Genomic DNA, 22,716 nt, shown 5'->3' on the forward strand with positions numbered 1-22,716 from the left:
CTGCATTTAGTGCGCATAGCTTGTGTATAATGTTAATGACATTATGCTGCTCGATAGTAGACAGATAAGGCCGATTTGAATCTAATTTCAAGTAGTAAAACTAATAAGAAGATGCTTATGACCTTGAAAAATATAATTAAATTAACAATCAGTCACTTAGTGGCAGTTTCTATTGGCATTGCGATAGGTATCTATACTTTACCGATCCTTATTGCACCACCTGCGCCGACCGATGAACAAGTTGCTAAGAGCAAGCAAGGTGCAGAATACAGCGCAGTGTTTAAGAGGGAACTCAAAGGTAGCGATGCTTTTCATTGGGGAGAGGGAGAGATTCATTTGAGCTCTGAAGTCATTACGTTGGTAGGAAAACTCGCTCCCGGGCCAGACTATAAACTCTATCTATCTCCTACGTTTGTCGAAACGGAACAAGAGTTTAATGACCTTAAATCTGAAATGAGCTTAATTGGTGATGTAAAAACGTTCGATAACTTCGTTATTGAGGTTCCTCAAAGCACTTCAATTTCTGAATACAATACGGTTGTTGTATGGTGCGAGACATTCGGTGAGTTCATTACTTCGGCAAAGTATCAATAAACCTTAGCAGTAGAGTAAAAGGCTTTTCTTTTCACTTTACGCTAGGATGTTGTTTCGCATCATTAGAAGGCAAAGACTCTTAAACATTCTAAATTTAAGAGTCTTTGTTTAGAGTTATTGACAGAACCATTCGACTTGTAAGTCGTTTGCATCTTTCAGGCTACGTTCTGGAAAAACAAGATTTCGAACTATTTAGAGTTATTCTCTGTTTGGCTTGTTTCGTTCGATGACGCTAATCGCAATGGCTAAAAATAGAATATCTTTTACTAAAAAGAAGTTTGTCACCAAAACCCCATCAGACACTTTCCATGTATTCGGTGTCGTAATTAGAAAGCTGAGTGTCGCAAGAAAAATAATTGCGGCGGCTATGCCAGAAAAATAAGCGACTCGTGTGTTTTTAAGGCCAACGATTAATCCAATAGCGACAATGATTTCTGTTGCGCCAATGATGTTTGATACGGCTTGAACTGACATCACATCATACAACCAACTCATCAGAAAATGATTTTCAACGAGCGGTTGTATAAGCTTGGCCTCTGTAGGTGTGAATTTATAAATACCAATCCATATTAGAACTAAAGAAACGCCGAAAACTCCGATAAGATATCCAATTGAGTCACGTTGATGATGGCTTTTTACGTTTTGCATAATTAACTACATTCTCCTGTTTGTTAGCGCTTCCAACAAGACCTATAAGGTTGGTAGAAAATTTCATAGGTTTTTTCGCTCAAACAACAGATATTAAAAATCACGTGATACAGAATTACGTGTTTGATAGAACTTAAGGATATTTCGTGGAAGTTAAAATTTTTCAGGTTGACTCGTTTACATCAGAGGTTTTCAAAGGTAATCCCGCGGGTGTTTGTATCACAGAGTCAAGCCTTGATGAGGAAACGATGTTGGCTATCGCGGCCGAGATGTCGTTATCTGAAACGGCATTTCTGTCACTCAGTACAATGCAACTTCGTTGGTTTACACCGAGGACGGAAGTTGCTTTGTGTGGACACGGCACACTTGCAACGGCGCACGTTCTGAAAGAGCAGGGGTTATATAATACTGGAGATACGATTGAGTTCGTTACGCTATCTGGGGTTTTAACTGCACAACTCGATCATGAAGAAATTCATTTGGTGTTTCCTGCTCCAACTTTAGATATGCGAGCTAGTATTAACAAAGACTTACTTCATGGTTTGGGGCTAGATGCCGCCAATGTAGTCGCCTACGGTCAGTTTGATAATAAGCAGTTGGTCGTCATTAATGATGAATTTGTGCTTGAACAACTCGACCCTGATTTTGGTGCGCTGCTTAAACAAAAAGGCCGTGGCGTCGTCATCACTGCTCAATCAAGCACTGACGCCGATTTTGTCTCTCGATACTTCGCGCCTTGGGTAGGTGTTAATGAGGACCCAGTTACAGGCTCTGCACATTGCGCTTTATGTGTTTACTGGGCTAAAGAGCTCAACAAAAAGCAACTGAAAGGCTTCCAAGCCTCCAAGAGAAGTGGGGTCGTCCATACAGAGTTGTTAAGCACTGAGCACGTTAAGCTTTCTGGAAATGCAGTAACGATATTGCGAGGATATATGAGAATCGCGTAGCGGTCCTTGTGGGAATGATTTTATTTTCGTGTTACCCAATGCTCAATAGTGAAGACGCTTGAATGCTGCTTATTTAAGTGGCTGATTTTTTTGTAAAAACACCCCTGGCACGGTGGTGTATAACGATTGGAGAGTTATATGAAAACTATCGGTCTTCTAGGTGGTATGTGAATAGCCACCGACTCAGTGTAAACAAGATGGCGATCTTCTCACTGAAATTGCGCGCTTGAAGAAGCAACTCAAGCGAGCCGATCAAGAAAGGTATATTTTAAAGGAAGCCGCAAGGTTGTTTGCCAACGAGTCAAAGAACGATACGCGTTCATAAAATCTCGCAGTCATCACTACCCCATCCGAGCGATGTGTCGCTGCTTAGGGCTACACCCTAGTGGTTATTACACATGGCTGAAAGAGCCACAAAGTAAGCAGTATATTGAAGAAAAAAGCTGTTGCTCAAAATCAAACAGCTTTGGCTTGAGGGTGGTGGTTTATATGGATACCGCAATCTTCACTTGGATTTAAAGGATGAGAAAATAGCCTGTGGGAGAAATCGAGTTCTGAGATTAAAGCAGAACGCTAACCTCAAAGTTTTACGAGGTTAGAAGCGTCCAAAAGTGGATTACTCCGGTCTTTAATAATGGCCTCAATAGAGAGTTTTAAGTGTTAGCGCCAAATCAGTGGTGGGTGAGCGATATCATTTATATCTACACGCACGAAGGATTTTTGTTTTTGGTGGTTGTAATGGATTTTTACGCTCGGCAAGTTGTCGGTTGGTCTATGTCACCAAGAATACGGAGGATCTTGTTTTATTAGCGATCACGATGGCATATTGGAACCGAAAGCATGAGTCGCCAACCCAAAACTGCGACATAGATATATAAAGATAAGATAATTGTGCTCATGCTCAATTATTAGGCATGTATAAACTAATCGCCGTACGATTTATCCCTTCCATGTAATGCAGAAGGTGGCGGAAGGCGTTTGCTGGTGCTCTCTCAGCCTGTGTAGGATGTAATAATTCATAGCAATAATCATTAAGTGGATGAAAACCAAGTAATGCCGCTTGCTGTCGCCACGCTTCAAGTTGCTGTTTGGTTTTTGGGCGTAAGTTATGAGCCCCTTGCTGTAGAATCGCGTGAGATAACTGTTGCCATTTCAGTAAAAAATCAGAGAGTTGATTTCGTTCCATTTAGTTTTTGTCCTTTGTTTTTATTTGCACTAAGCCGAATTTTTCATCAGAGAGTGGGGTTTTGGTAAACATCGCCAATACCTCAAAATAACTCTGTTTTGCATTGCAGTTCCAGCGACCAAAGAGCAGTTGCTGATGCTCATTACTCATAGATAAGTCTATATTTTTTGGGATACGAACATTCACCCTTGTATCGCATGTGGTAACGATCTCCGCTTCTTGATAGTGACAATATGGCATGTGTTGCGTCTGGTATGCTTGTTCGCAGCATAGCCAACCTAAATGATCCGTATTGGATGCAAAACGGTTTGATAAACGACGGGTTTGCATACGCTGCCATTGGGCACGAACCTGAAGTTCTGGGTGATCAAACAAGGTTTCCCATTCAATATCGGTAGGAGACGATGTGATTTTAGTATCTTTTATGGATAACTCATTGTGATGCGTTATTTTTGATTGCGCCGAAAACGACATCAGTGCCAATGAAGGCAGAGCTTTGAGATCGCACCGAGTATGCGCAAACGCCAATTGACTATTCCAGCCTTGATTTCGCTGTGCTTTTCGACCATCAGTGATGGTAGTCCATTGGTGCTGAACATGATCATAAAGATAAAAACGATACCCTTGAGCGCCTTTATCGGTGCGCCAAAACTCCACACTTATCCCCATTAGGTTGTGATAACTCACTGGATGATAACGGCGCTTGTGTTCACCCGCTAAGAGATACAGTGGACAAGGCAGCGGCGTTTGTTGTAAAGCATGAAGTTGCAAGCTTAATGCCGTGATCTGCGGTATGACGGTGGCGTAGTCAACATCAATATAGTTAGCGACTAAATACTCAATCGTATTCAATACACTATTGAGTTGGGCTGACAGAGAGGGCAAATCTACTTGGTTTAACTCAAGTACCAAAGTATGCGCTTGTGCCAGTTGTGCAGGAACGATGTTTTGCACGCCCACTGAGAGCGTCTCTTCTAACCATTGTTCTAATTGCTGTAATTGAGCGCGTTGCTTTTCGCTGATTTGTTCAATGAAGATCGCATCATCCATGGCTAAGGTATTGCCTTGTATGGAAAGTGCAATCAGTGCCGCCGCTTGGTGTACGCAAGGGTGTTGTTTGCATGAGCAGGTGGCAAGTTCCCATTGCGACGCTCGTGGGAAATAGAGACGAAAGGATTTGCTGCTTGCGAAATGACATTGAACGATGGCGTGTTCATCATGGATTTCTACATCAAGGGTAATCCCTTTTCGCCAGTGCTGAATGGCCTTGGTGACGGTGCTCTTTCCCATAATAGGGGCGAGGTCATCACAGTGCTGTATAAACCAATCGTTAAGGGAAAAAGGCGCCAAAGAGGAGGCGACCTCTGTGGTGGTTTCAGGAGTAGCTTGATTTTCACATTGACGTAATGCAATAAAAAACGCCACTTTATGAAAGCAGGTATTGATGGCACCACACGAGCAAGTTAAGGCATCAATGCTCTTTTCACTGAGTGTTAATTGGTGTTGATCAATGACGCCATTTAGGTGAGAGGGGGTGATGTCCCACTCACTGATATCCATATCTTGGCTTTGTTTGGTGGCGCGACGTAATAAACCGCGATTTGTCCAGTTAACTAAGAAATCATCGCTTAATTGTTGCGACCAGTGTAGCAATGTCATTATTTGATTACCTCAGCAACCCATTGACTTAAATGTTCGGGCGTCATTGATGCTATCTCCATCCCCTTATGTAACAGTTGGTTGGTGATTTGATTGTCGTACTGTGGAATGCCCGCCGTATCTAATGCCGTTAATCCAAGCAGGGTTACGCCATCGCGGTGCATTTTTTCAGTATAGTGATACAGCGAAGCGGGTGAGCCACCTTCATAGAAATCACTGATCAATACCACCATGCTACGAGCCGGATCCGTGATGCGTTCATGCGTGTATTGCATGGCTAAACCGATGTTTGTCCCACCACCTAATTGAGAATTCAACAAGATGGCCAGAGGATCCCCTGCATGATCGGTGACATCGACAACCCGTGTATCAAATAAATAAAGTTTGACATTGAGCATAGGCAATCGACAAAAAATGGTGGCTACCACAGCGGCATGGATCAAGGAATTTAACATCGAACCACTTTGGTCAACCACCAAATGAATGTCCCACGGCACTTTATTTTGTTGGGTTTGATAAAAGAAAGGGCGTTCTAAAATAAACGTCTCTGTGTCAATTTGGTAGTGCTTTAAATTTCGTTTAATGGTGTGATGCCAATGCGTATAGGATAACGGCATCGGTTGTGCGTGGCTCATCGGTATTCTGTGATGAGAAAAAACACTGCGAATTTGTTGTACGAGTACCTCTTCTAACTCTTTGCATACGGTTTGAATAATGCGTTCTAGCTCAGAATGAAGAGAGGCTGGGATTTGTTCGCGAAACGATAACAGCAGTTGCAATAAATCCAAATCGGCCGTTTGTTGCTTGAGGGTATCTTCATCGAGTAGCAGCGATGTTAAGCCATAGCGCGCTAAACCGTGTTGTTGTAAAATTTCTACGGTGGATTTAGGAAAGGCTTTTTTTACGCTTGAGAGCCATGTTATTGGGCTAGGTAAACCGCTGTTGATGCCACTTTTAGACGACACGGTAAATCGGTCTTTATATTCCTGTGAATACAGTTGATCCAGACACTGATCTTTTAATGCGTCTTCTTGATTAAGGGTGTGTGAATAGCGTTGGCCTAAGATTAACCGCCACCGTCGATTTTGCTCATTAGTCATGAGAGATCCCCCATAATGATAGCCACTCTTCAGCTAGGTGTTGAAGTTGATTCGCTTGAAGTAAAGTATCATGACTTGGTATCGTTAAATTGAGCCATAAAGTATCGCTCTCTTGGTGACATAAGTGCCCAAACTCTTCGATTTGATTAGGGGTCATAAGCATAAAGGCGCGACGCAAAGCGGGAAGCGTGTGCAGAAAATCGTGTTCATCAAACTCAGAAATGATCTGATCTAACGCCGGTTGGATCGCATCATAATATTGGTATATTTGCGTGTCGACTAAGCCCAACCCATAACAGAAATCCCCCAGAGAATCCGGAGTGAGATGGCATTGGCTGGCGGCACTTCTCATCATTAACATCACGTTTTGTTGTTCATCTTCTTCGTTTGAAGAGGGAGCAATCGATAAGGCCAATCCTGCAAATACCCCTTGTATCTCAAAAGGGACGGCAATGTCAGACAGCGAATGAATCGCATCCAATAAAAAATAGGCCGGACATAATTGTGGCATTCGATTAATCAGCTTTCCAAGATCAGAAAGCAAGGTTGTCTCAGCGGTGCTGGAATGCCCATTAATGGCACGAGGCAGCCGAGTGCAAAGACGAACATAACAACGGTAAATCAACCGTTCTATCTCGTTTTTCGTGTCTTGCACAAACAGCGAACTGTTCCATTGAGAGCGAAATAACAGCGTCAGTGTTTGATTAAGAATATGCAGATCACTTTCTTTATCCACCTGCGCAGAGAGGCGATGTAAGATTGGGGTAAGCCATTTTTCCAGCCCCATCTGCAAAGAACGCAATAGCAACGCCACAAGATTTTCGCTGTTTAGGTATTCATCAGCGAGGTGTTGTTGTATTTTATAGTTGATCGCTTCTACAATGGTGCTGCCTTGGTAGCCAAGTTCAATTAATGTGGTTTCTGTAGTAAGTTCGTATTGAATCAGCCACTTTTCTCGTACGCGATAAAGATCCGTTTGAGTGACAAAATTCGGGCCTGCGATCTGAGTGGCGTAAGGAATCGATAAAAAAGCCAAACGATGTAAACACTGAGAAAGCGCAAGGTGTTTGGGACTTCGATAAATAGCCAGCTCTTTAGTAATAGTGAGATCACTGAGTGTTTTTGGTAATGCAAAAGCATCACATTGACGGTGAAAGTCAATGATGATCGGCGAAGAAGGCAGCGTATTCGGCACCTTTCCGTATTGTGAATCAACAAAAAAAGCATCAAGCCATAATGAAAAACGCGATATGTGATCGCTTAAGCTCGGATCTTTTTCTAAGGTTAAGCACGCGGCCTCACAAAACTCACTGCGTCCGACTGGCACTTGGCGCAGTTGAGCTAAATGCTCGGCGGCCACCACCAAATCGACCAATTGCGGCATGGCAACAGGGTGCTCTTTTTGCTGTAAGAATGACATGAGCTCTGTCGCCAGTTCCGTGTGCAGGCGGGTGGCTAGTGTTGCTCGTTCTTTCTTCGTGCTTGATTTTAGTTTTTTCCACCAATGCGCATAATAGCCACTTTGCGATAAATGCGCGCCGTACTGGGGATGACTTAATCGTGATAAAGGATAAGGGATCAGGTATTGATAAGACGTTTCCACTTTTATTTGAGGTAAAAAATCGGAGGTGCCTTGTTGTAAATAGTGCGAGATCCCCATGCAGTGAAACGCACCACAGACCACCAATACGCGTTTTCCCTCTTGGATATGAGGCGCAATGTGGCTTGCCATGTACTGTTCACGGTATTGAGTGTGACGATCCGTCTCGACACGCCCCTCCCGCATTTGCAGTCCAAATAGGTGCATGCGTGTAAAAAACTCAGAAGGTGATAAGGTCACATCGACTTCAAAATGGCGATCCCACCACTGATCAAAATGTTCGCACCCAGAGCGTTGAAGTAACGCGTCAAGGTAACGGTGTTGAAAATGCTTTTTTTCACTGGAAGCGTAAATTAACGGGTTATTTCCTTCTTCGTTTTCCTCTTCCTCGTTACTCTCATTCCAATAACCGTAAGGCAAATCAATAAATTGGCAAGGAATGTTCTTTTTCTTTGCGACTTTTAGAGCGTTCCATTCAGGTGACATCTCTGCAAATGGGATAAACCCGCGTTGAGCATAAGGGTCACTCTGGGTCTCATTCGTTAAGCGTGCTTGTTTGTGTAGATAAATCGCCACTGGCGCTTGGCATTCATCGGCTTGCATGTAGGGCAGCAAGGATTGTGCATCATGTGGTGTTTCAATGAGAATCACATCAGGTTTGGCTTGCTTGATCAATTGCAACAAGTACCAACTGCATGTTGGACTGTGATGACGAATGGGAGCCCAAATGAGGTTATTATCGTGATGGAATTGAGCCGCAAGAGAAAGAAGATCAGATCCCTGCATGTTTGCATCCATCTAAGAATAGGGCCCATTGTGGGTCATTCGCACGCTGACGAGTGATCACCCGGATGTAATCGCTTAATGATTCATGATCTTTTTGATTGTCTTTAATGACGGTGCCCATTAAAAATTGAGCCAAATGCACAGGAGTAACGTGATTATCCCCAAAGTAGTGGCACTGCATGGCGGCATGAAAGGCTAAGTTGATGCTTTCAGGTATGGAGAGTAACGTCGAAGGCGTTGGGATGCTCACTCCTGCCACTTGGCCTGATTTCAATTCATCAAATACCGTGACTAATACATCAATGGCGTCATTCTCTAAACGTAAATCGACTTTTTCATGTTTGAGTCGATCATTCACTTGCGTCATGACTAATTCAATGCGTTGCTGGCGTTGAGCTAAGGGTTTCAATACTTCAAAATTAAAACGACGCTTGAGAGCAGAAGACATTTGATTAACGCCTCGGTCGTTTAAATTTGTAGATGCAATGATGGTGAATCCAGGCTGAGATAATAGGTAGTTGGTCTCAGATTGAATCTCTGGAATGTGCAAAATGCGATCCGATAAGATAGGGATCAGGTTATCTTGCACTTCTGTTGGGCAGCGCGTTAACTCTTCAAAACGCATGATGGCCCCTTGTTTCATGGCATTAAAGAGTGGGCCGGGTACCATAGCATCCATGGTTGGGCCTGATTTTAGCAGGGTAGCGTAGTTCCAACTGTAGCGAATGTTTTCTTCAAATAACCCAGCACTGCCTTGAACGGTATAGGTACTGTTACCACAGATAGCGGCGCTCAGCAGTTCAGACAGTAACGATTTTGCGGTGCCAGGCTCACCAACAAGCATTAAGCCTTGTTGACCAAGCAGCGTGACGATGGCGCGCTCTACCACCGCATCGTTACCGTAAATTTTACGTGTGATGATTTGCCCTGAAATTGGCGTGTCGCTACCAAGAATGAAGGTGCGTACCGCTTTAGGACTGAGTTGCCAATGAGCGGGCTTTGATGATGTATCCGCATCTTGTAGTGCTGTTAATTGTTCTTTGTACAGTTGCTCTGCGGGTAATCGTTGTACTGCAAACATGGTTCATCCATTTCATGAGAGTCATGCCACCAATAGAAAGTTGATGGCATGTATTAACATTTTTAATGTAGGGTTATTCCATTGATTCAATATCATTAATTACTTCACTGTAGACAATTGGGGAGACGTTACCCAGCTCCAGTAAGTGATTGTTGCGATCCGAATAATAATGATAATCACCCGTGAAAAACTTAACGTGGGGGATGGTTTGATTCTCTTCATAATCGTACGAGCCCATACAAAACCCTTCTTCCATATAAATTAGGGCGCTGATGTTGGCTTGAACAAAGTATTTTTCGAACCATTGCACAGAGCCAGCGTCTAAAGGCTCACCAGTTCGCCACCCACGTTTTTCTAGCGAACTGCGCATACGTGATGTGCCGAATTTTTCTTTTTTATAGCGTGTGATCGTTTTATACGCGTGATCTCCCTCCGCTAACGTAAAGATTGGGCGCGACAATTGAGCAAAAGGCGGCACAATCTCATAATCATCCAATAGATTATTCCACTCGATGCACTTTGTTTCTTCCAGCTTTAATGGGTGGACGACAGAGAACAGACTCTCGTTGTCTATCGTAATGTTTTCATCATCAATATCCACAAACTGGTTACTTTCGTCTAGACGAGCAAGCGTGATCTTATCTTGGTGCTGAATTGACCAAACAACACGACGTGCAATGTAACTGAGTAGTGGGTTGTGCCCCCATGTTTGATTAAATAAACTTGGTGAGAAAAGACGACCGGTGATCATCGCTTGCTCTAAACGCTCAACCGCATTACGGTACACTTGTTTGATGTGTTTACGGAATTGAGTCAGCTCTGCGCGGCGCACTTTTAACAGTTCAGCATCATCGTCTTTACGTGTCGCCGGTGCCGATTTTAGCACTTTGCCATCTAGGCTTGTGATCAGTGAACCTTCATCGCTGAGTGTTAACGTTAGCGTGCGATCCCCAAATGGGAAAGCCGCGTTTCCTTGTTGGTCAAAGCCGAGATCCGTAGACACAAGATCGGAAATCTCATCGCGAGAAATGCCTCTTTCTTTTGCCAGTTGATTCAGGGCTTTAATGCAGCGTTCTTTCAATCCTTGGCTACGGGCTTTGCGTGACCAGTGATCCAGCCAAGTGAGTGCCACGGTAGAGCTTTGGTAAGCTAAGACTTCAACTTTATAGAAGGCACTGGCAGACGCCCCGTTGCGTGATTCATCATCGAGATCTTTGCCGTACGCTTGCATCAAGATGTCATCACCCAGTAAAGCCGCAGAGAACAATACCCAACCTAAGCGACGTGATTTATCATCCGCTTGTTGATAGAGGGCATCCCATAACGGTTTGAAGCCAGTGTTATTACAGTGTGCGATCACCTTAACCAATAAACTTGAGTGCTGTTTTGCGCTCTCTTCTGATAATTTAGAGACCACCCATTGCATGACTTTTGGTGGTAATGGATTACCTGTTGTCCAATGAAGTGATGGTAAATTCTCAAGCTCGATGCCTTTTGGTAGTGCGCCAGCAAATTCACTCAGTAGTGCTTCAAGCTGGGTAAGGGTATCCGTTGAAAGTGGCGCATCGGCATCTAATTGCGCTTCAAGATCGCTCTGAGCTAGCGTGATCGTAAAGGCGATGTTGTTCATCAATAGGCTTAATGCGTGGTTTTTCTCTTTTGCTCGGGCTGCATTTAATGCCGGAAGCGCATCTGGACTAGGGGCTTGAGATAAGGCTTCAGCCGCTTGTTTTCGAGTCGCGAGTTTTTTATGCGCCAATAGGTCAATAATGATAGGGTACGTCTCATTTGGCGACCATTGAAGCGCTAATGCCATTGAGCGCGCTGACGCATTGGGACTGAACGCTTTAAATACGGTTAACGTATTGGCGGATTGCAGTGGTAAATAGAGTGACCATAGCAGATCCATCGCCAGAGAATCCATTGTGGATAAGGTAATCTCAGCGGCCTTAATGGCATTCTCTTGGTAATACTCGAGGAAAAACTGAAATGCGTGTTTATTGGTTTCCGTATAACCGCCATCAGCCTCGATATCTTGAATCCAATAAGTCAGGCAAAGCAGTGCATTTTGCTCATTATTGTCATGGTGTTCCATGAGTTTTTTAAGTAATGCAAGCTGATAATAGTGCGGACAAACGTGATGAATTATTGCACTCAGTGTCACCACTAAAGCACGCTCACCATGTTGGCTCAACAAGTTATTGGCGATTTGTTCAACATAAGAATCGAAGTTTTTCACCCAATTTTCAGAGGTGTCACAGCCACACTCAGGATCACGGCAGTTTGCATTGGCTTTGATGGCTTTAATGGCTTGCTTAACGGTTTTATGATCATCATTAGAAACGGCTTGTAATAATTGTTTCACCGTATTAGCTGGGTTTGTATCAACACTCACTTCATTTTCTTGTCCTGATAGAGTAGCAAGCAATGATTTTATGTCAGCGACTTTTTCTTTTTTGAACAATGGCGTCGTTGTACTCACGATGATGTCGGTCAGGCTTGGATCTGACGCCAATGAAAGCAATGCTTCGCACGCGTGAAAGCGCACATTTTTTTTGCGAGAAGATAAGGCATTCAATAATACATCACTTGCTGCGGAACCTTGTTTAAGCAATCCTTTTGTTGCCGCTTGTCGTACGCTCTCAATGGTATCATCAAGATAGTCAATTAAGGTAGGGATCGCAGCAGGATCCGTCGAGACACTCAAGGCGTTGACAAGGAAAAAGCGCTGCGGGATTTTTTTGGTTTGGAGTGCAGAAATCAACACATGTGGAAAACGTGTACCAATAACAGCCAGCCCTTTTTCCTCTTTCTTATCAATGCGAAGCTCTGAGCGTCCCCAATCGACAATACGTTGAACCATGCGAGTGGCCACATTCTCATTACAGAAAAGGTTAAGAAGCTCTACTTTATGCAGATGCTTAAGTATGAATTTTTCCATGTGTTGGTCTGATAATGCCGACAACACAGCACTGTTTGTTCTTAGGTCGTAAGCACTTAAATGTTCAACAAGGTAATCCGCACGAGCGTCGTCAATCTGTTGATTTTGCTTTTTTAAATGTAATGCAAGCCAAGGAAATAACGCCATTGCTCGTGAATGGCCATCATAATTTTGTGGCACAGGGTAAGCTAAGGCTATTTGACAAATTGCGTCACTGTGTTGGTCGAAGTAAGGTGCAATGTCATCATAATCGACACGATGATTCTCAGCAATTATGCACAGTTGTTCTGGAGTGATGCTGTGACACGTGAATGCTAAGAAATCCAGAGAATATATATATCTTGCTTGCGTTGCAGCGATGTTGATGGCGTCACACACGTCTTGGTGTGGCCAGCATGCAAACATCTCCTCTAGTGTGCTTTGCTCTCTATCATCAACAACGTCCTCGGCAATTTTTGTTAGTAAGCAAGCAGGGGTTTGATCGACATTGATCTGTTTATTTTTTAAAAATTCAAAGTAGAGAGATAAAGAAATGGATTCTAAGAATGAAGGCAGCGCATCAATTAATGGTTGAACATCACCTTGAGCCTTCTTTATCAAAGACACCGAGTAGTCGGTCATTTTACCATATTGATTCCAACGATTGATGTTTTCAGGTTCTTTACTGGCTTGAGTAAATAAATCAATACAATCAGCAATGGTATAGCCATTAGAAGCCCCACTGAGTGTATACCATGAGTTTATCTCAGTCGCGAGATTGAGGATCTGCTTTTTGTGCAGTTCCCACAGTATATTCTTATATTGGTCGCCATCTTCAAAGTGCTCACGCAATTCATCTTTTATTTCATAAAAAGAGTCGTTGTCTTCAACAATTTTTTTAGCAATATTTAGTTCTGATTCAGTTATCATACTACGCTCACTATTTAGTGATTTATTTTTATTAAAAAGGTAAGTCTGCCTTGTCTTGGCGTCGTCGATCTTCTATCTGATTTGATCAACAATGCCATCTCGAATTAATGACCGTTTTCAGGAACCAAGCCCGCACCTTCAGTTGACTCGGTACACAGTGAGCGGCATTAGCTACAATGCCGCTTTTCTTATTCAACGATATGTGGCATGAAACGTTCTTTATGAAGCTGGAGTACTTCACCTGTGAACTCTCTCACAGCGATACCGGAAGATTCCATATCTAGTGCTTCGCCATCTACCCACGGAGCGAGCCAAGAGCAAACGATGGCTTTTGTTTCGCCCTGATCTGCAGATGTAGTTGGGCAAAGTTCTTGATAAATGAAATCATCTTCAGCGTAAAATCCAGAGGTTTCGTGAACGAGCTTGTCATCATGATAGAACTCAATGTTGTTGCTCATTCGGCCTTGGAGCGGCTTTTTTACGTAATGTGAGAGGTGGGGGGGCTTTTCCATGAATGATGGAATAACGTATTGCCATGCTTCAGCGTTTGCAGTAACAAAAGCCTCTATTACACGATCTTCCTTAGCAAGCACGTCTTTTAAATACGTTAACCATGCCCAGACTCCCTTATTTGAGACGAACCATCGCCAAGCGGGCTCCATGAAACGTGTTTTATTAGACCACTTGTGCCACTCTAAAAGGGGATTAGACGTTTCAGCATATAGGTCCCGAACCATGTCTTCCCAAGGGTAGAGTGCGAAAATGTAATCTAACTCTAAATCGTCAAGTAACCACGTACTTCGATTTAGGGAGAAATCATAAACCAGCCTATTGATGTCGGAGAACTGGACCAAATGTTCGGTTTGTTCGTTAAATGCATGGAAAAGCAGTTCTGTAGTGATACAGTCTTCAGTCAACTTTGTATCACATAAGAAAGCCACATGCTTGGGCGATTTACCTATCACTCGGTCTAAAGTCTTAGTCAAGTTTTCATAATGTAGATTGTATTGGTCGTTTGCCTGATCGAGCTTAGTAACCAAATGATCCTGCATAATCACAGAATCATAATACATCGTTGGAGTGTCTAAGTTACCTTCGTAGAACTTTAAAACCTTACCATTCTCAAAATCATAGGCGATATCAAATCTGCCGTAGATTGCCTCATGATTTTGCTCATAGGTATGGATGGCATACTCAACAAACTCGGGAAACTGTTCGATGAATTCCCTTCCATAAAAGGTTGGAATTAGGGATTTGTAGGCTTCAGAAAAAAGAAAGTCTAGAGAATTGACGAGTAGATTGTAAACCTGCTCGGAAGCAATGTTGATGGCTTTAACCTCCTCTCGTGTAAAGCGATAGAAAGGGGTTTGGGCATCCTTATTCTCAGGAAAAACAAACTCGTCTTCCAATGGCGTTAAAGAAGTATTGCCACCATGAATCAATGCGATCGCAGATGTGCGGGGGCACTCTGCTTCCAGAGCGAAGTAATCTGGTGTCACGGGTAATAGTATTTTACGCATATTTGTGTGCATGAAGGGGGAGCCCCCCCTTATTTCCTGAGATGAAACTATCCACCCCACGAGCGAGATGAACTGAAACCCATCGAGCTACTGCGGCTGGAAGAACGTTTTGTTGAGAACGCTTGACGTTGTTGAGATAGTGTCTTGTCGGATGATGCTTTTGCTTTGATTGCAGCGGCACGCTCGGCAGATGTTTTTTTAACAGTTTGCGCACTGTAGATCCGTTTCTCTTTGGACGTTGTCGTGCTGTAGCTATCCATCGTTGAGTAAGACGTACGCGAGTAGCTATTCCAACTCGAATAATTCGAGACGTGGCGATAACACTCGTTGTCGTCGTCATCAAAAAGATAGCCGGGGTCGCAATTTGACTGACTGCTCAACTCTCGAGCGAGTTGTGAGTTGGCTTTTCCGGAATGGGTCTTATCCAGTTGAATAATATATTCAGTCACGCCACTCTTCGTGTCACCTTTGACGTTCAGTACCGCGACGTACAGATACTTCACGTTATTGAGGTAACCGTATCGTGCACCTACAACTTCGGGATGAATCTTTTGAATTTCAGCCAGAAACTCTTTGAGTTCGATATCTTCGTTATTCAGTGTTAAAAGAACGTCATCAACAGCATTTTGAATTTGATCAGGCGGGGGCGTTATGGTGTTGTCGTATTGGTGAGAGGAGCTATGTACTGTGGCCATTACAGTCATGCCGGTAATGAAACCAGCGCCACCCACCAACGCAATCTGAGACTTTTTCATTGTTTGCACCTATGCTGGTTAGTTGCTCATTGAAGCTGCGTTGATGAGACCAGCACTAATTGAAATGCTAGCAAGCAAAATAGCTTTAGCTTTTTCACCTGCGTTGATACGCTCAACAATAGCGGGAAGAGTGAGACGAACCAAAGCAAATACGGAAATTTGAACAACCATTGCAACCACACCCCAGATCGCAAAGTCTATCAAGTTTACTGATACTTTTGAGGCAGCAGTCAACGCTAAAATGAAACCTAAAAGGGCACCGCCAAACGAAATCGCTGCTGCTTCATTGTTTTGTTTTATCAATGCAAACTCGTCGTGAGGTGTAAATTTGGTATATACAAAAGCGAAAACAATAACCATCAGTAACGAAAGGCCAAAATATGCAATGAAAGGAATTAGCCCAGAAAGGGATTGCATTACATTAAATTCATAGGAGTTGAACATCTAGAGTTATCCTTGTTGGTGATTAATAGTTAACTGTGTGAGAGGTATGGAAACGCCAAGTGCGATGGAGCAGATGTAATTTCCTCGGTGAACAATATCGTGGTTGTCGTTAACCACGACTTCTTGCTCGACATTGACAATGACGATCTCTTGCATTTGCGCGGTTATATCTCGAAAGAATACAGCGAAGTTATTGTCAATAGTGTTTAAGTCATCGCCGATGACTTCCACGACTTCTAGGCCACCAAGCACACCCGTTAATCGGTGATATTCAGCGCCTTCAAAAGAAAATATTTCACTTTCTTCAATTATGTTTCGCCAGTAGTTTTCTGTTGCTTTATCACTCTTCGAACAAAACTCGTCTCCGGCATCTAATTGATATTTGAACAGCATAATGTCGATAAGGTTGTCAATTTTGTTTTCGCCAAAAAAGTTAAACTGAAAGAAGTAATCGTCTTCGGTATAGAAACGATGCGTATGTTCACCTCTTTCATTGTGGCTAGATTTACCGGTCACTTTTTTCGTCTCAGAACCAATCTGAAACTTTAGTTCAGGCGTGAAACGAAGCATCGGATAATCAACAGTGATAAGTTTTTGGAGGTCTATACCTAAAGTCGCTGTTTCACATTTCGTGTTTTCAACGAGATCAGGATTAGTTTTTAATTCAAAAAGTGTTTTGAGTTTTCTTAACATAAATAATTCTTCAAATGAGTTTCAATTTTCTGGATCTCTTGGTTTGCGATGTAATGAATAAAATCACCACCGCTGACCATGGCATCATCATCGGGGTTGAGCTGCAAATTTCGCCCTAGCTTGTCACTCTTTTTGGAAAAGCCTATCGAGATGACTTTTAGCTCTCGCTTAAGGATTGCCGACAATTCAGAGAAAGCCATTTCTCGCATTTGAATGGGGAGTTTAAGTGTGAAATGTGTTGCTAAAAAAGCAGGGTTAAGCAGCGCCTCTGTGCAAGAGCTGCTACCAGGGAACATTGCTGAGCGTGAAAGTAGGTGTTCGTCATGAATATTGATAATCTCAGTGCGGCCACTCGCGCCTTCTAACAGAGCTTGAATGTCCTCACACTCTGAATAGACTACGATATGGGCGTTGGATCCAACACGCTCTAGGTAGTGATCGACGGCAACTGCAGTTAAATAGTTAACTGCATCTATACCCGTGTTTACGATAATGCTATCGCACTTTTCCAAACCCAGTCGTTTTAGCTCTTTAACAGAAACATAGTTCTCAACATTTACATAGAGAATATCGGTGTTCATCAGAGGATGATCTAAACCTTTTTCATCAGAAACGATGACGATTTTTTTCTTATTTGCTTGGAGAAGCTTTGTCAGCTTAGCCGTGCGTTGTGGTATCCAACCAAAGACAATGATATGTCTACTGAGATCGCTCACGTCAATTGTTCCTGCTACAAATCTTTTTTTCAGTGTTAAGTACAATTCGCCTAACTTCGCCAGCGCTGAGCCAAATAGCAAAATACCAGTAGGGGCGATAATCAATGCATAGAACAACCGGCCTCCAGGCGTTACTGGTGAGATATCCCCGAAGCCAACTGTGCTCATTGAGACACTGTACCAATAGGTATAATCAATAAAGTTTTGGGTCAGCGGTTCACTGAATGCGGCGAGCATTGCCCATGTAAAAAGGTAGTGAATGAAATAGGTGGCGAGGAGTACTCGCCACGTTGTATTTCCCACCATCCTTTGCAAGAAACTCAGTAGCAATGGACGATGTAAAAACATTGAATCACCAACCTAAACCGTCATCATCGGTTGTCGCTGCGTCGATTTTATCTTGTAGGCTATTTGATGAAGCGTTCTTACGTTCACGTTGCAGTCGAATGAGTTCTCTTTCTTCTTCTTGACGTCGGGCGAGTTTTGACACGGCACCGCCGCCAGCTACAGATACGCCTTTAATCTCTGCTGCAAGCTCTGTTTGTGCTTTGTGAACTTTAATTAGCTCAGCATTCGCACGATAGTTTGCAATCAGTTGCTCTTCTGCTTGGATTTCATTTTCCATCTCTACAATCAAAGTGCGATTTTCTTTAATTGTATCTAGCGTGAACTCATATGCTTCAATCTGTGGCGCATACTTCGCTTTTAGTGACTTGATCTCGTTATGAATTTCTAGGCCTAAAGCTCGGAATTCTGCTGCTTTTTGCTCATCATCAGCTGCTTTAGCGTTGTCATGGCGTTGTTTGATGTCTGCCAAACTCGCTTCATAACCTTCTACTTGAGACTCGTAAGCTTCAAGGTCTCGTTTTTGGACACGGTTTTTTGACTCACACTCATCGACTTTCTGTTTTGCGCCAGTTAGACGTTTACGAGCACGAGCAATATTCGCCTCATGAATTTCTACGCCATAGCGGTCATCGATAGCCTCTTCTGCTTTCTTGGCTACGGCTTCGCCAAGTCCAAATAATTTTTTAAACAAACTCACGGTGTATTTCTCCTGAAATTAGTTTTGCTGATTATGCTCAGTAATCAGCTGCGCGACTTCAAACGCGTTGATAGCCAGTTTATTAAGCTCTTTCTCTACGCCTTCGATAGGCGTGTTAGACAATGCCTCACCTAAAATCACATAGCATTCTTCGCCATCGATCTCTTCCAAGGCGAAACTAGATAAAGGCAACAGCTTTGCTGCTTTCAATAAGCAATAATTCAGTTTTGCTGGCTCCTTAACCTGATCGACCGAGGCCAGCACTGCCTCAGCGGTCATGTATTCTCCGTTTATGACAACAGCAATTGCTAAGTCTTGATGCTCCTTTAAAACAACAGAAAGAGAAGATTCACCGATCACTGTAGGGATGAACTTAGTTTCATTTAAAGATGATGCCAATTCGTTAGCAGTCCACATATTCACTTCCATCTGTATTTGTTTGCTATAAGTTGTGCTCACTCATGAGGAAAACGTTCCCACTGAGTTTACTTCAAACCGCACAGGTGGCGGTCAAACGATATCGTCTTGTTCAGGGGGGGGAGTACGCCTTTAACCATTCGGTTAGCTTAGAAATATCAATGGGCGTATCGGACCTGCTTGAAAAACAAAGCAATTATATCGTGATGGTTAGGATTATTCACTTGGCAAAATGTCTGTTCGTATAAGCAATCTCACGGTTCTTGCCGACATAAAGAAAGCATGTTTTATTTTGATGTGTCTTTGGTGCTTTTTGATAACTTGGATGTGCAATTCAATTAACGGGTTTGCATGCGACAAAAAGGTATACGTGAGCAGGATCTGCTTGATTCGTACTCTTCTTTCCTAAGGCTAAATACACCAGAGGAAGTTTTTCTATTGGACAGAAAACTGTAGTAACGCACCATTTTAAAATGGTGCCGAGGGATACGACTCACGAACCGTAATATCATATCTTCCTTCGTCAACGTCTTCGTTTTGTTCTGACCATCTCGATGGTCTAGGTACTTAAACATGCCCGTTCCTCCGTTGTTGGCTCATCGCTCGCAGCTTCAATTTGATGGCTGTCCGCCGTGTGTTCAGACATCCACTCCGTTACACGTTGCTGCCCTAATTATGGTGTTGTGTAGCGACTAAGATAGTCGTAGCACCGCAAATCAAAGTTTGGGCCTTCATCAGCGTTTGTTTCTTGCGGAATTTTTTGCGTGAGAGAGTTGTAATCGTCGTAGCTCACTAAACCAGTACGAGTTCGATGGATTTGCTCAAGGTCGAAAATATGTTCTCTGTCTGGCGTACCACCGCCTTGGGAATGATAAATCATTGGTCCTAGGTATTTGTCTTGACAATTTATCGATACCACTTCATTCATTACACGAACATCAACGCTGAAACGAGCTAAAAAGCTTTCTGGTGTTTGTAGCAATCATTTACTGCTATCTTTGATGTCGCCACCGATGTGCCAGGGATGGACACAGTTAGCAAGGCAAGAGTTGGGCAAAAGCCAACACAAACGGGTAAGCGACATTCTCTCCACATCGATCGCCTCAGGTTCATTCCATGCGTTTTCAAGGATGGAATGGCAGGGTAACAACGTTCTAATGATAGGAAAGATTCATCGATACTTTACATGTGTTGTTCTGGAGCGAGTCGACTAATAACTTGCATCATTTTGGACGACAGGTCTGCGTACAATTCGTAATTGGATGATAAGGTAATGATTCCTTTCTGCTCACAAAGTGCTTTAACTTGAAAGAATGATTTGAACTTCTCAATGCCTGCTTCTTTGGCTTGTCGATTTGCAGCCACCACGCCCCCCGTCGCTATTGGAAAGAACAACGACGGGCTTACCTCGCCAGTCGGGACGGAAAACTTGCTCAGCACTACAATAAAATGAGTTCGAATCGACTAAGGCATACATTATTTTTGCTCTCAGCAGGTTACTTGGTCGATGACAACGTATGGATCTGATGACTACACCTTCTAACGAAAATGAGTCACATTCGGTAATCAGGGTTGGTTGATACTTACTGTGTGCCGATAATAGCCGCTTGCGATGAATATGAATTCACCATTGAGGTTTGTGACAATAACGTCGTTCTGTTTAACATCTATATGTCGAAAACGATCAGCAAATCCTGATCAAATATACCTAGCCCTTGCATGGAATCACCACATGCTCGCCCGATGAAGATTGCATTGGGATGCTCTACTAGCAGTTCGTCTAGATCTAGAGAGTTGAATGTATTCAGTAGCTGGAGACTAAATCCAGTGATGCCAGCATGTGCGCTAATTGGAATAACTCTCATAAATAATACTGTGTAAGTGAACAGTATTATTTGGTGTGAAAAGTCATTTTGGCAAGTGGGTGTAAACTGTCGGCCTAATATCTCAGCAAATTTAATTATGTGATTTGAAGGTTTGTTCCTATGTTTCTGATAATCAAGAATATATGAGGACAAACGTAGTGATGGAATTAGATCAAAGGCGACTTACCGCGGTTAAGAACCTGCTTATTGAGCTCGAGTTTTGCACTGATGAGGTGGTCGAAGAGGGGAGTCGAAAAGGGCTGTATATAGATATAAACGATTGGCATCTTTACCCAGTGTTTCAGTTTGATGAAGAGATGGAAATATATGGTTAACTAAAGAGACGTCTTGATGACTTAAGAGCAGGCCGAGATGAAGTTGATGTCCTTCACGGGAGCTTTTCTGAGAAAAGCGTGCTGATGTGCAAGGCGGTTACGTCTTACTAGTTGGTCGAGAAAGCTTTGAGTTTCGGTGACTTAAAAGCTCATTATGAACTGGTGTCGGCAGAAGCTAGACAGAGTGAGTATCTGACCGCTCGTCCTATTGAGTACCTAGGAAAAGACGAATTCGACGTATTTGTCGACGATTGGAAGCTTGGAGACTATCGAATGATCCCGAGGAAAGAGGTTAAGGGCATTTCGGGGTGGTGAAGCTGAAGTAGGAAACATCAAAGCGTGACTTTGAGCCTAGTAATTTCCCCTATCAAAGGTTATCCGAAGGAGTTAGGGTAACACTATTATTCTGAAACTATGAGGCATCATACAATCTAATTTCTTTTAACTTTCATTAACCTATTGATTAGATTGTTGGTATGGTATTAAAAAGGTTACATAATAGGAATATGAAATGGGCTAAAAGCCGCATAGAAAGCGTTATGTACTTTAAGGAAAATTGTAACCAACTCTAAAGGATCGAGAGTGATAGATCATTTTGAAATTAAGGTAGTTGCATTCGAAGAATGTCGTGTGTTTTACAAGAATGTGCTAGAGCCATTGGGTATTGAACTCAAGTGGTCAGATGAAAATGCTACTGGCTTTGGGCTTTCGAGCGAGCCAAATGTAAGGTTTCTAATTGAAAAAGGCGTCAGTAATTCTAAGTGCCATATTGCTTTTTCTGCATCAAACAAATTACAAGTTTCTGCGTTTCATCAAGCGGGGTTATCTTTAGGTGGTAAATGCAACGGTAAGCCTGGTTTACGAAAACACTATGCTCCAAACTACTACGCTGCGTTTTTGATTGACCCTGAGGGCAACAATGTGGAGTCAGTAGTGCACCTTTAGCACGTACATAACAAATTGTTCAAGAGTGATTTGGCACGCGTGGCATTTTTACTATGCGTTACGTTTGGTGTTTAGGTTGTATGTGGGGGCATCGGTATTGCGTTGCTCACACCTTAACAGGACGTTTTGCCTTTTCACGTTGAACAATTCGTGCTAATAAGTGCTTTAATTTGATTGGTCTTGTGAATATATTGGTTGTTGTCATGAAATCTGAGTTTATAGTTATCGGTTTAATTAGCAGTTTTTCTATAGGTAGCTTAGCTAACGATATTCGGATTACCACGCCTGTTGACGAAAAAGAAGTAGGCTGTTCCAGTGTTGTTTGTAAAAATATTATTGCAGAAAAAAGTGTTAGTAAAGCAGGGAACTTTCCAGAAAGAACGGGTAATGAAACCTTCTCGGCTATATGGAATGTATTATTCGTAGTTGGTGAAATGGGTTTAGCTGAAAACTTGCAAGAAGATAATGTTGACCACAGGGTTATGAAGCACCCTTGAACATAGGTATAACAAAGCATTTAAGAGTGATTC

Annotated in this window: 21 protein-coding genes and 3 pseudogenes; 6 read left to right on the forward strand and 18 right to left on the reverse strand. The window is 42.8% G+C overall.

The window, feature by feature from the left end:
* The first annotated feature begins 117 nt into the window (after positions 1 to 117).
* Complete coding sequence (locus tag R7P36_RS17510; protein ID WP_213899878.1) at positions 118 to 594, forward strand: DM13 domain-containing protein; 477 nt, start codon at positions 118 to 120, stop codon at positions 592 to 594.
* 198 nt (positions 595 to 792) lie between these two features.
* Here the strand turns inward: R7P36_RS17510 and R7P36_RS17515 are convergent, their stop codons facing one another.
* Positions 793 to 1,242, reverse strand: a complete 450-nt coding sequence (locus tag R7P36_RS17515; protein WP_213899877.1) for a YkgB family protein — start codon at positions 1,240 to 1,242, stop codon at positions 793 to 795.
* Between the two features lie 146 nt (positions 1,243 to 1,388).
* On the opposite strand from R7P36_RS17515, the gene R7P36_RS17520 reads away from it, so the two are divergent.
* Positions 1,389 to 2,189, forward strand: coding sequence for a PhzF family phenazine biosynthesis protein (locus R7P36_RS17520; protein WP_031781164.1), 801 nt, complete (start codon positions 1,389 to 1,391; stop codon positions 2,187 to 2,189).
* Between the two features lie 446 nt (positions 2,190 to 2,635).
* Complete coding sequence (locus tag R7P36_RS24820; protein ID WP_213899876.1) at positions 2,636 to 2,788, forward strand: IS3 family transposase; 153 nt, start codon at positions 2,636 to 2,638, stop codon at positions 2,786 to 2,788.
* A 302-nt stretch (positions 2,789 to 3,090) separates the two neighbouring features.
* On the opposite strand, the gene R7P36_RS17525 is transcribed toward R7P36_RS24820, so the two are convergent.
* From R7P36_RS17525 to R7P36_RS17605, 17 genes and pseudogenes are all read right to left on the reverse strand, one after another.
* A complete protein-coding gene (locus tag R7P36_RS17525) occupies positions 3,091 to 3,375 on the reverse strand; it encodes a hypothetical protein (protein WP_213899875.1) in 285 nt (94 codons plus the stop codon).
* Entirely contained in the window at positions 3,376 to 5,034 is a 1,659-nt protein-coding gene (locus R7P36_RS17530; RefSeq protein ID WP_213899874.1) for a hypothetical protein, read from the reverse strand.
* On the reverse strand, positions 5,034 to 6,134 hold the full coding sequence (locus R7P36_RS17535; RefSeq protein WP_213899873.1) for a VWA domain-containing protein: 1,101 nt from the start codon (positions 6,132 to 6,134) through the stop codon (positions 5,034 to 5,036). The genes R7P36_RS17530 and R7P36_RS17535 overlap by 1 nt, the downstream gene beginning before the upstream one ends.
* Entirely contained in the window at positions 6,127 to 8,520 is a 2,394-nt protein-coding gene (locus R7P36_RS17540) for a DUF5682 family protein (protein WP_213899872.1), read from the reverse strand. The genes R7P36_RS17535 and R7P36_RS17540 overlap by 8 nt, the downstream gene beginning before the upstream one ends.
* On the reverse strand, positions 8,507 to 9,601 hold the full coding sequence (locus R7P36_RS17545; RefSeq protein ID WP_213899871.1) for an ATP-binding protein: 1,095 nt from the start codon (positions 9,599 to 9,601) through the stop codon (positions 8,507 to 8,509). Before R7P36_RS17545 ends, R7P36_RS17540 begins: the two co-directional genes overlap by 14 nt.
* Before the next feature lie 73 nt (positions 9,602 to 9,674).
* A complete protein-coding gene (locus R7P36_RS17550; RefSeq protein ID WP_213899870.1) occupies positions 9,675 to 13,451 on the reverse strand; it encodes a DUF4132 domain-containing protein in 3,777 nt (1,258 codons plus the stop codon).
* Positions 13,452 to 13,639: 188 nt separating this feature from the next.
* Positions 13,640 to 14,971: a glutathionylspermidine synthase family protein gene (locus tag R7P36_RS17555; RefSeq protein WP_213899869.1), complete on the reverse strand. Its 1,332-nt coding sequence runs from the start codon at positions 14,969 to 14,971 to the stop codon at positions 13,640 to 13,642.
* Positions 14,972 to 15,018: 47 nt separating this feature from the next.
* Positions 15,019 to 15,726: a hypothetical protein gene (locus R7P36_RS17560; RefSeq protein ID WP_213899868.1), complete on the reverse strand. Its 708-nt coding sequence runs from the start codon at positions 15,724 to 15,726 to the stop codon at positions 15,019 to 15,021.
* Between the two features lie 18 nt (positions 15,727 to 15,744).
* On the reverse strand, positions 15,745 to 16,170 hold the full coding sequence (locus tag R7P36_RS17565) for a DUF350 domain-containing protein (protein ID WP_213899867.1): 426 nt from the start codon (positions 16,168 to 16,170) through the stop codon (positions 15,745 to 15,747).
* A gap of 6 nt (positions 16,171 to 16,176) precedes the next feature.
* The gene (locus R7P36_RS17570; protein WP_213899866.1) at positions 16,177 to 16,863 is read right to left on the reverse strand and encodes a DUF2491 family protein; all 687 of its coding nucleotides are present in this window, start codon (positions 16,861 to 16,863) and stop codon (positions 16,177 to 16,179) included.
* The gene (locus R7P36_RS17575; protein ID WP_318099223.1) at positions 16,857 to 17,927 is read right to left on the reverse strand and encodes a potassium channel protein; all 1,071 of its coding nucleotides are present in this window, start codon (positions 17,925 to 17,927) and stop codon (positions 16,857 to 16,859) included. Before R7P36_RS17575 ends, R7P36_RS17570 begins: the two co-directional genes overlap by 7 nt.
* Before the next feature lie 4 nt (positions 17,928 to 17,931).
* Complete coding sequence (locus R7P36_RS17580) at positions 17,932 to 18,624, reverse strand: hypothetical protein (RefSeq protein ID WP_318122241.1); 693 nt, start codon at positions 18,622 to 18,624, stop codon at positions 17,932 to 17,934.
* An 18-nt stretch (positions 18,625 to 18,642) separates the two neighbouring features.
* Positions 18,643 to 19,041, reverse strand: a complete 399-nt coding sequence (locus tag R7P36_RS17585; protein ID WP_213899863.1) for a DUF2170 family protein — start codon at positions 19,039 to 19,041, stop codon at positions 18,643 to 18,645.
* 376 nt (positions 19,042 to 19,417) lie between these two features.
* Positions 19,418 to 19,631 (reverse strand): annotated as a pseudogene (locus R7P36_RS17590) (transposase); the annotation flags it as partial.
* 83 nt (positions 19,632 to 19,714) lie between these two features.
* Positions 19,715 to 20,023, reverse strand: a complete 309-nt coding sequence (locus R7P36_RS17595; protein ID WP_225473080.1) for a hypothetical protein — start codon at positions 20,021 to 20,023, stop codon at positions 19,715 to 19,717.
* A gap of 44 nt (positions 20,024 to 20,067) precedes the next feature.
* Positions 20,068 to 20,518, reverse strand: a pseudogene (locus R7P36_RS17600) (DNA polymerase V subunit UmuC); the annotation flags it as partial.
* Positions 20,519 to 20,530: 12 nt separating this feature from the next.
* Positions 20,531 to 20,906, reverse strand: a pseudogene (locus tag R7P36_RS17605) (LexA family protein); the annotation flags it as partial.
* 461 nt (positions 20,907 to 21,367) lie between these two features.
* Here R7P36_RS17605 and R7P36_RS17610 point away from each other — a divergent pair.
* From R7P36_RS17610 to R7P36_RS17620, 3 genes are all read left to right on the forward strand, one after another.
* Positions 21,368 to 21,556 carry a hypothetical protein gene (locus R7P36_RS17610; RefSeq protein WP_213899862.1) on the forward strand — a complete coding sequence of 63 codons (189 nt, stop codon included), beginning with the start codon at positions 21,368 to 21,370 and terminating at the stop codon, positions 21,554 to 21,556.
* Positions 21,557 to 21,823: 267 nt separating this feature from the next.
* Positions 21,824 to 22,186, forward strand: a complete 363-nt coding sequence (locus tag R7P36_RS17615; RefSeq protein WP_213899861.1) for a VOC family protein — start codon at positions 21,824 to 21,826, stop codon at positions 22,184 to 22,186.
* 203 nt (positions 22,187 to 22,389) lie between these two features.
* Complete coding sequence (locus R7P36_RS17620) at positions 22,390 to 22,683, forward strand: hypothetical protein (RefSeq protein WP_213899860.1); 294 nt, start codon at positions 22,390 to 22,392, stop codon at positions 22,681 to 22,683.
* Positions 22,684 to 22,716 lie beyond the last annotated feature (33 nt).

The sequence above is a fragment of the Vibrio sp. 397 genome, assembly GCF_033339395.1.
In the GTDB taxonomy this organism is placed as follows: domain Bacteria; phylum Pseudomonadota; class Gammaproteobacteria; order Enterobacterales; family Vibrionaceae; genus Vibrio; species Vibrio alginolyticus.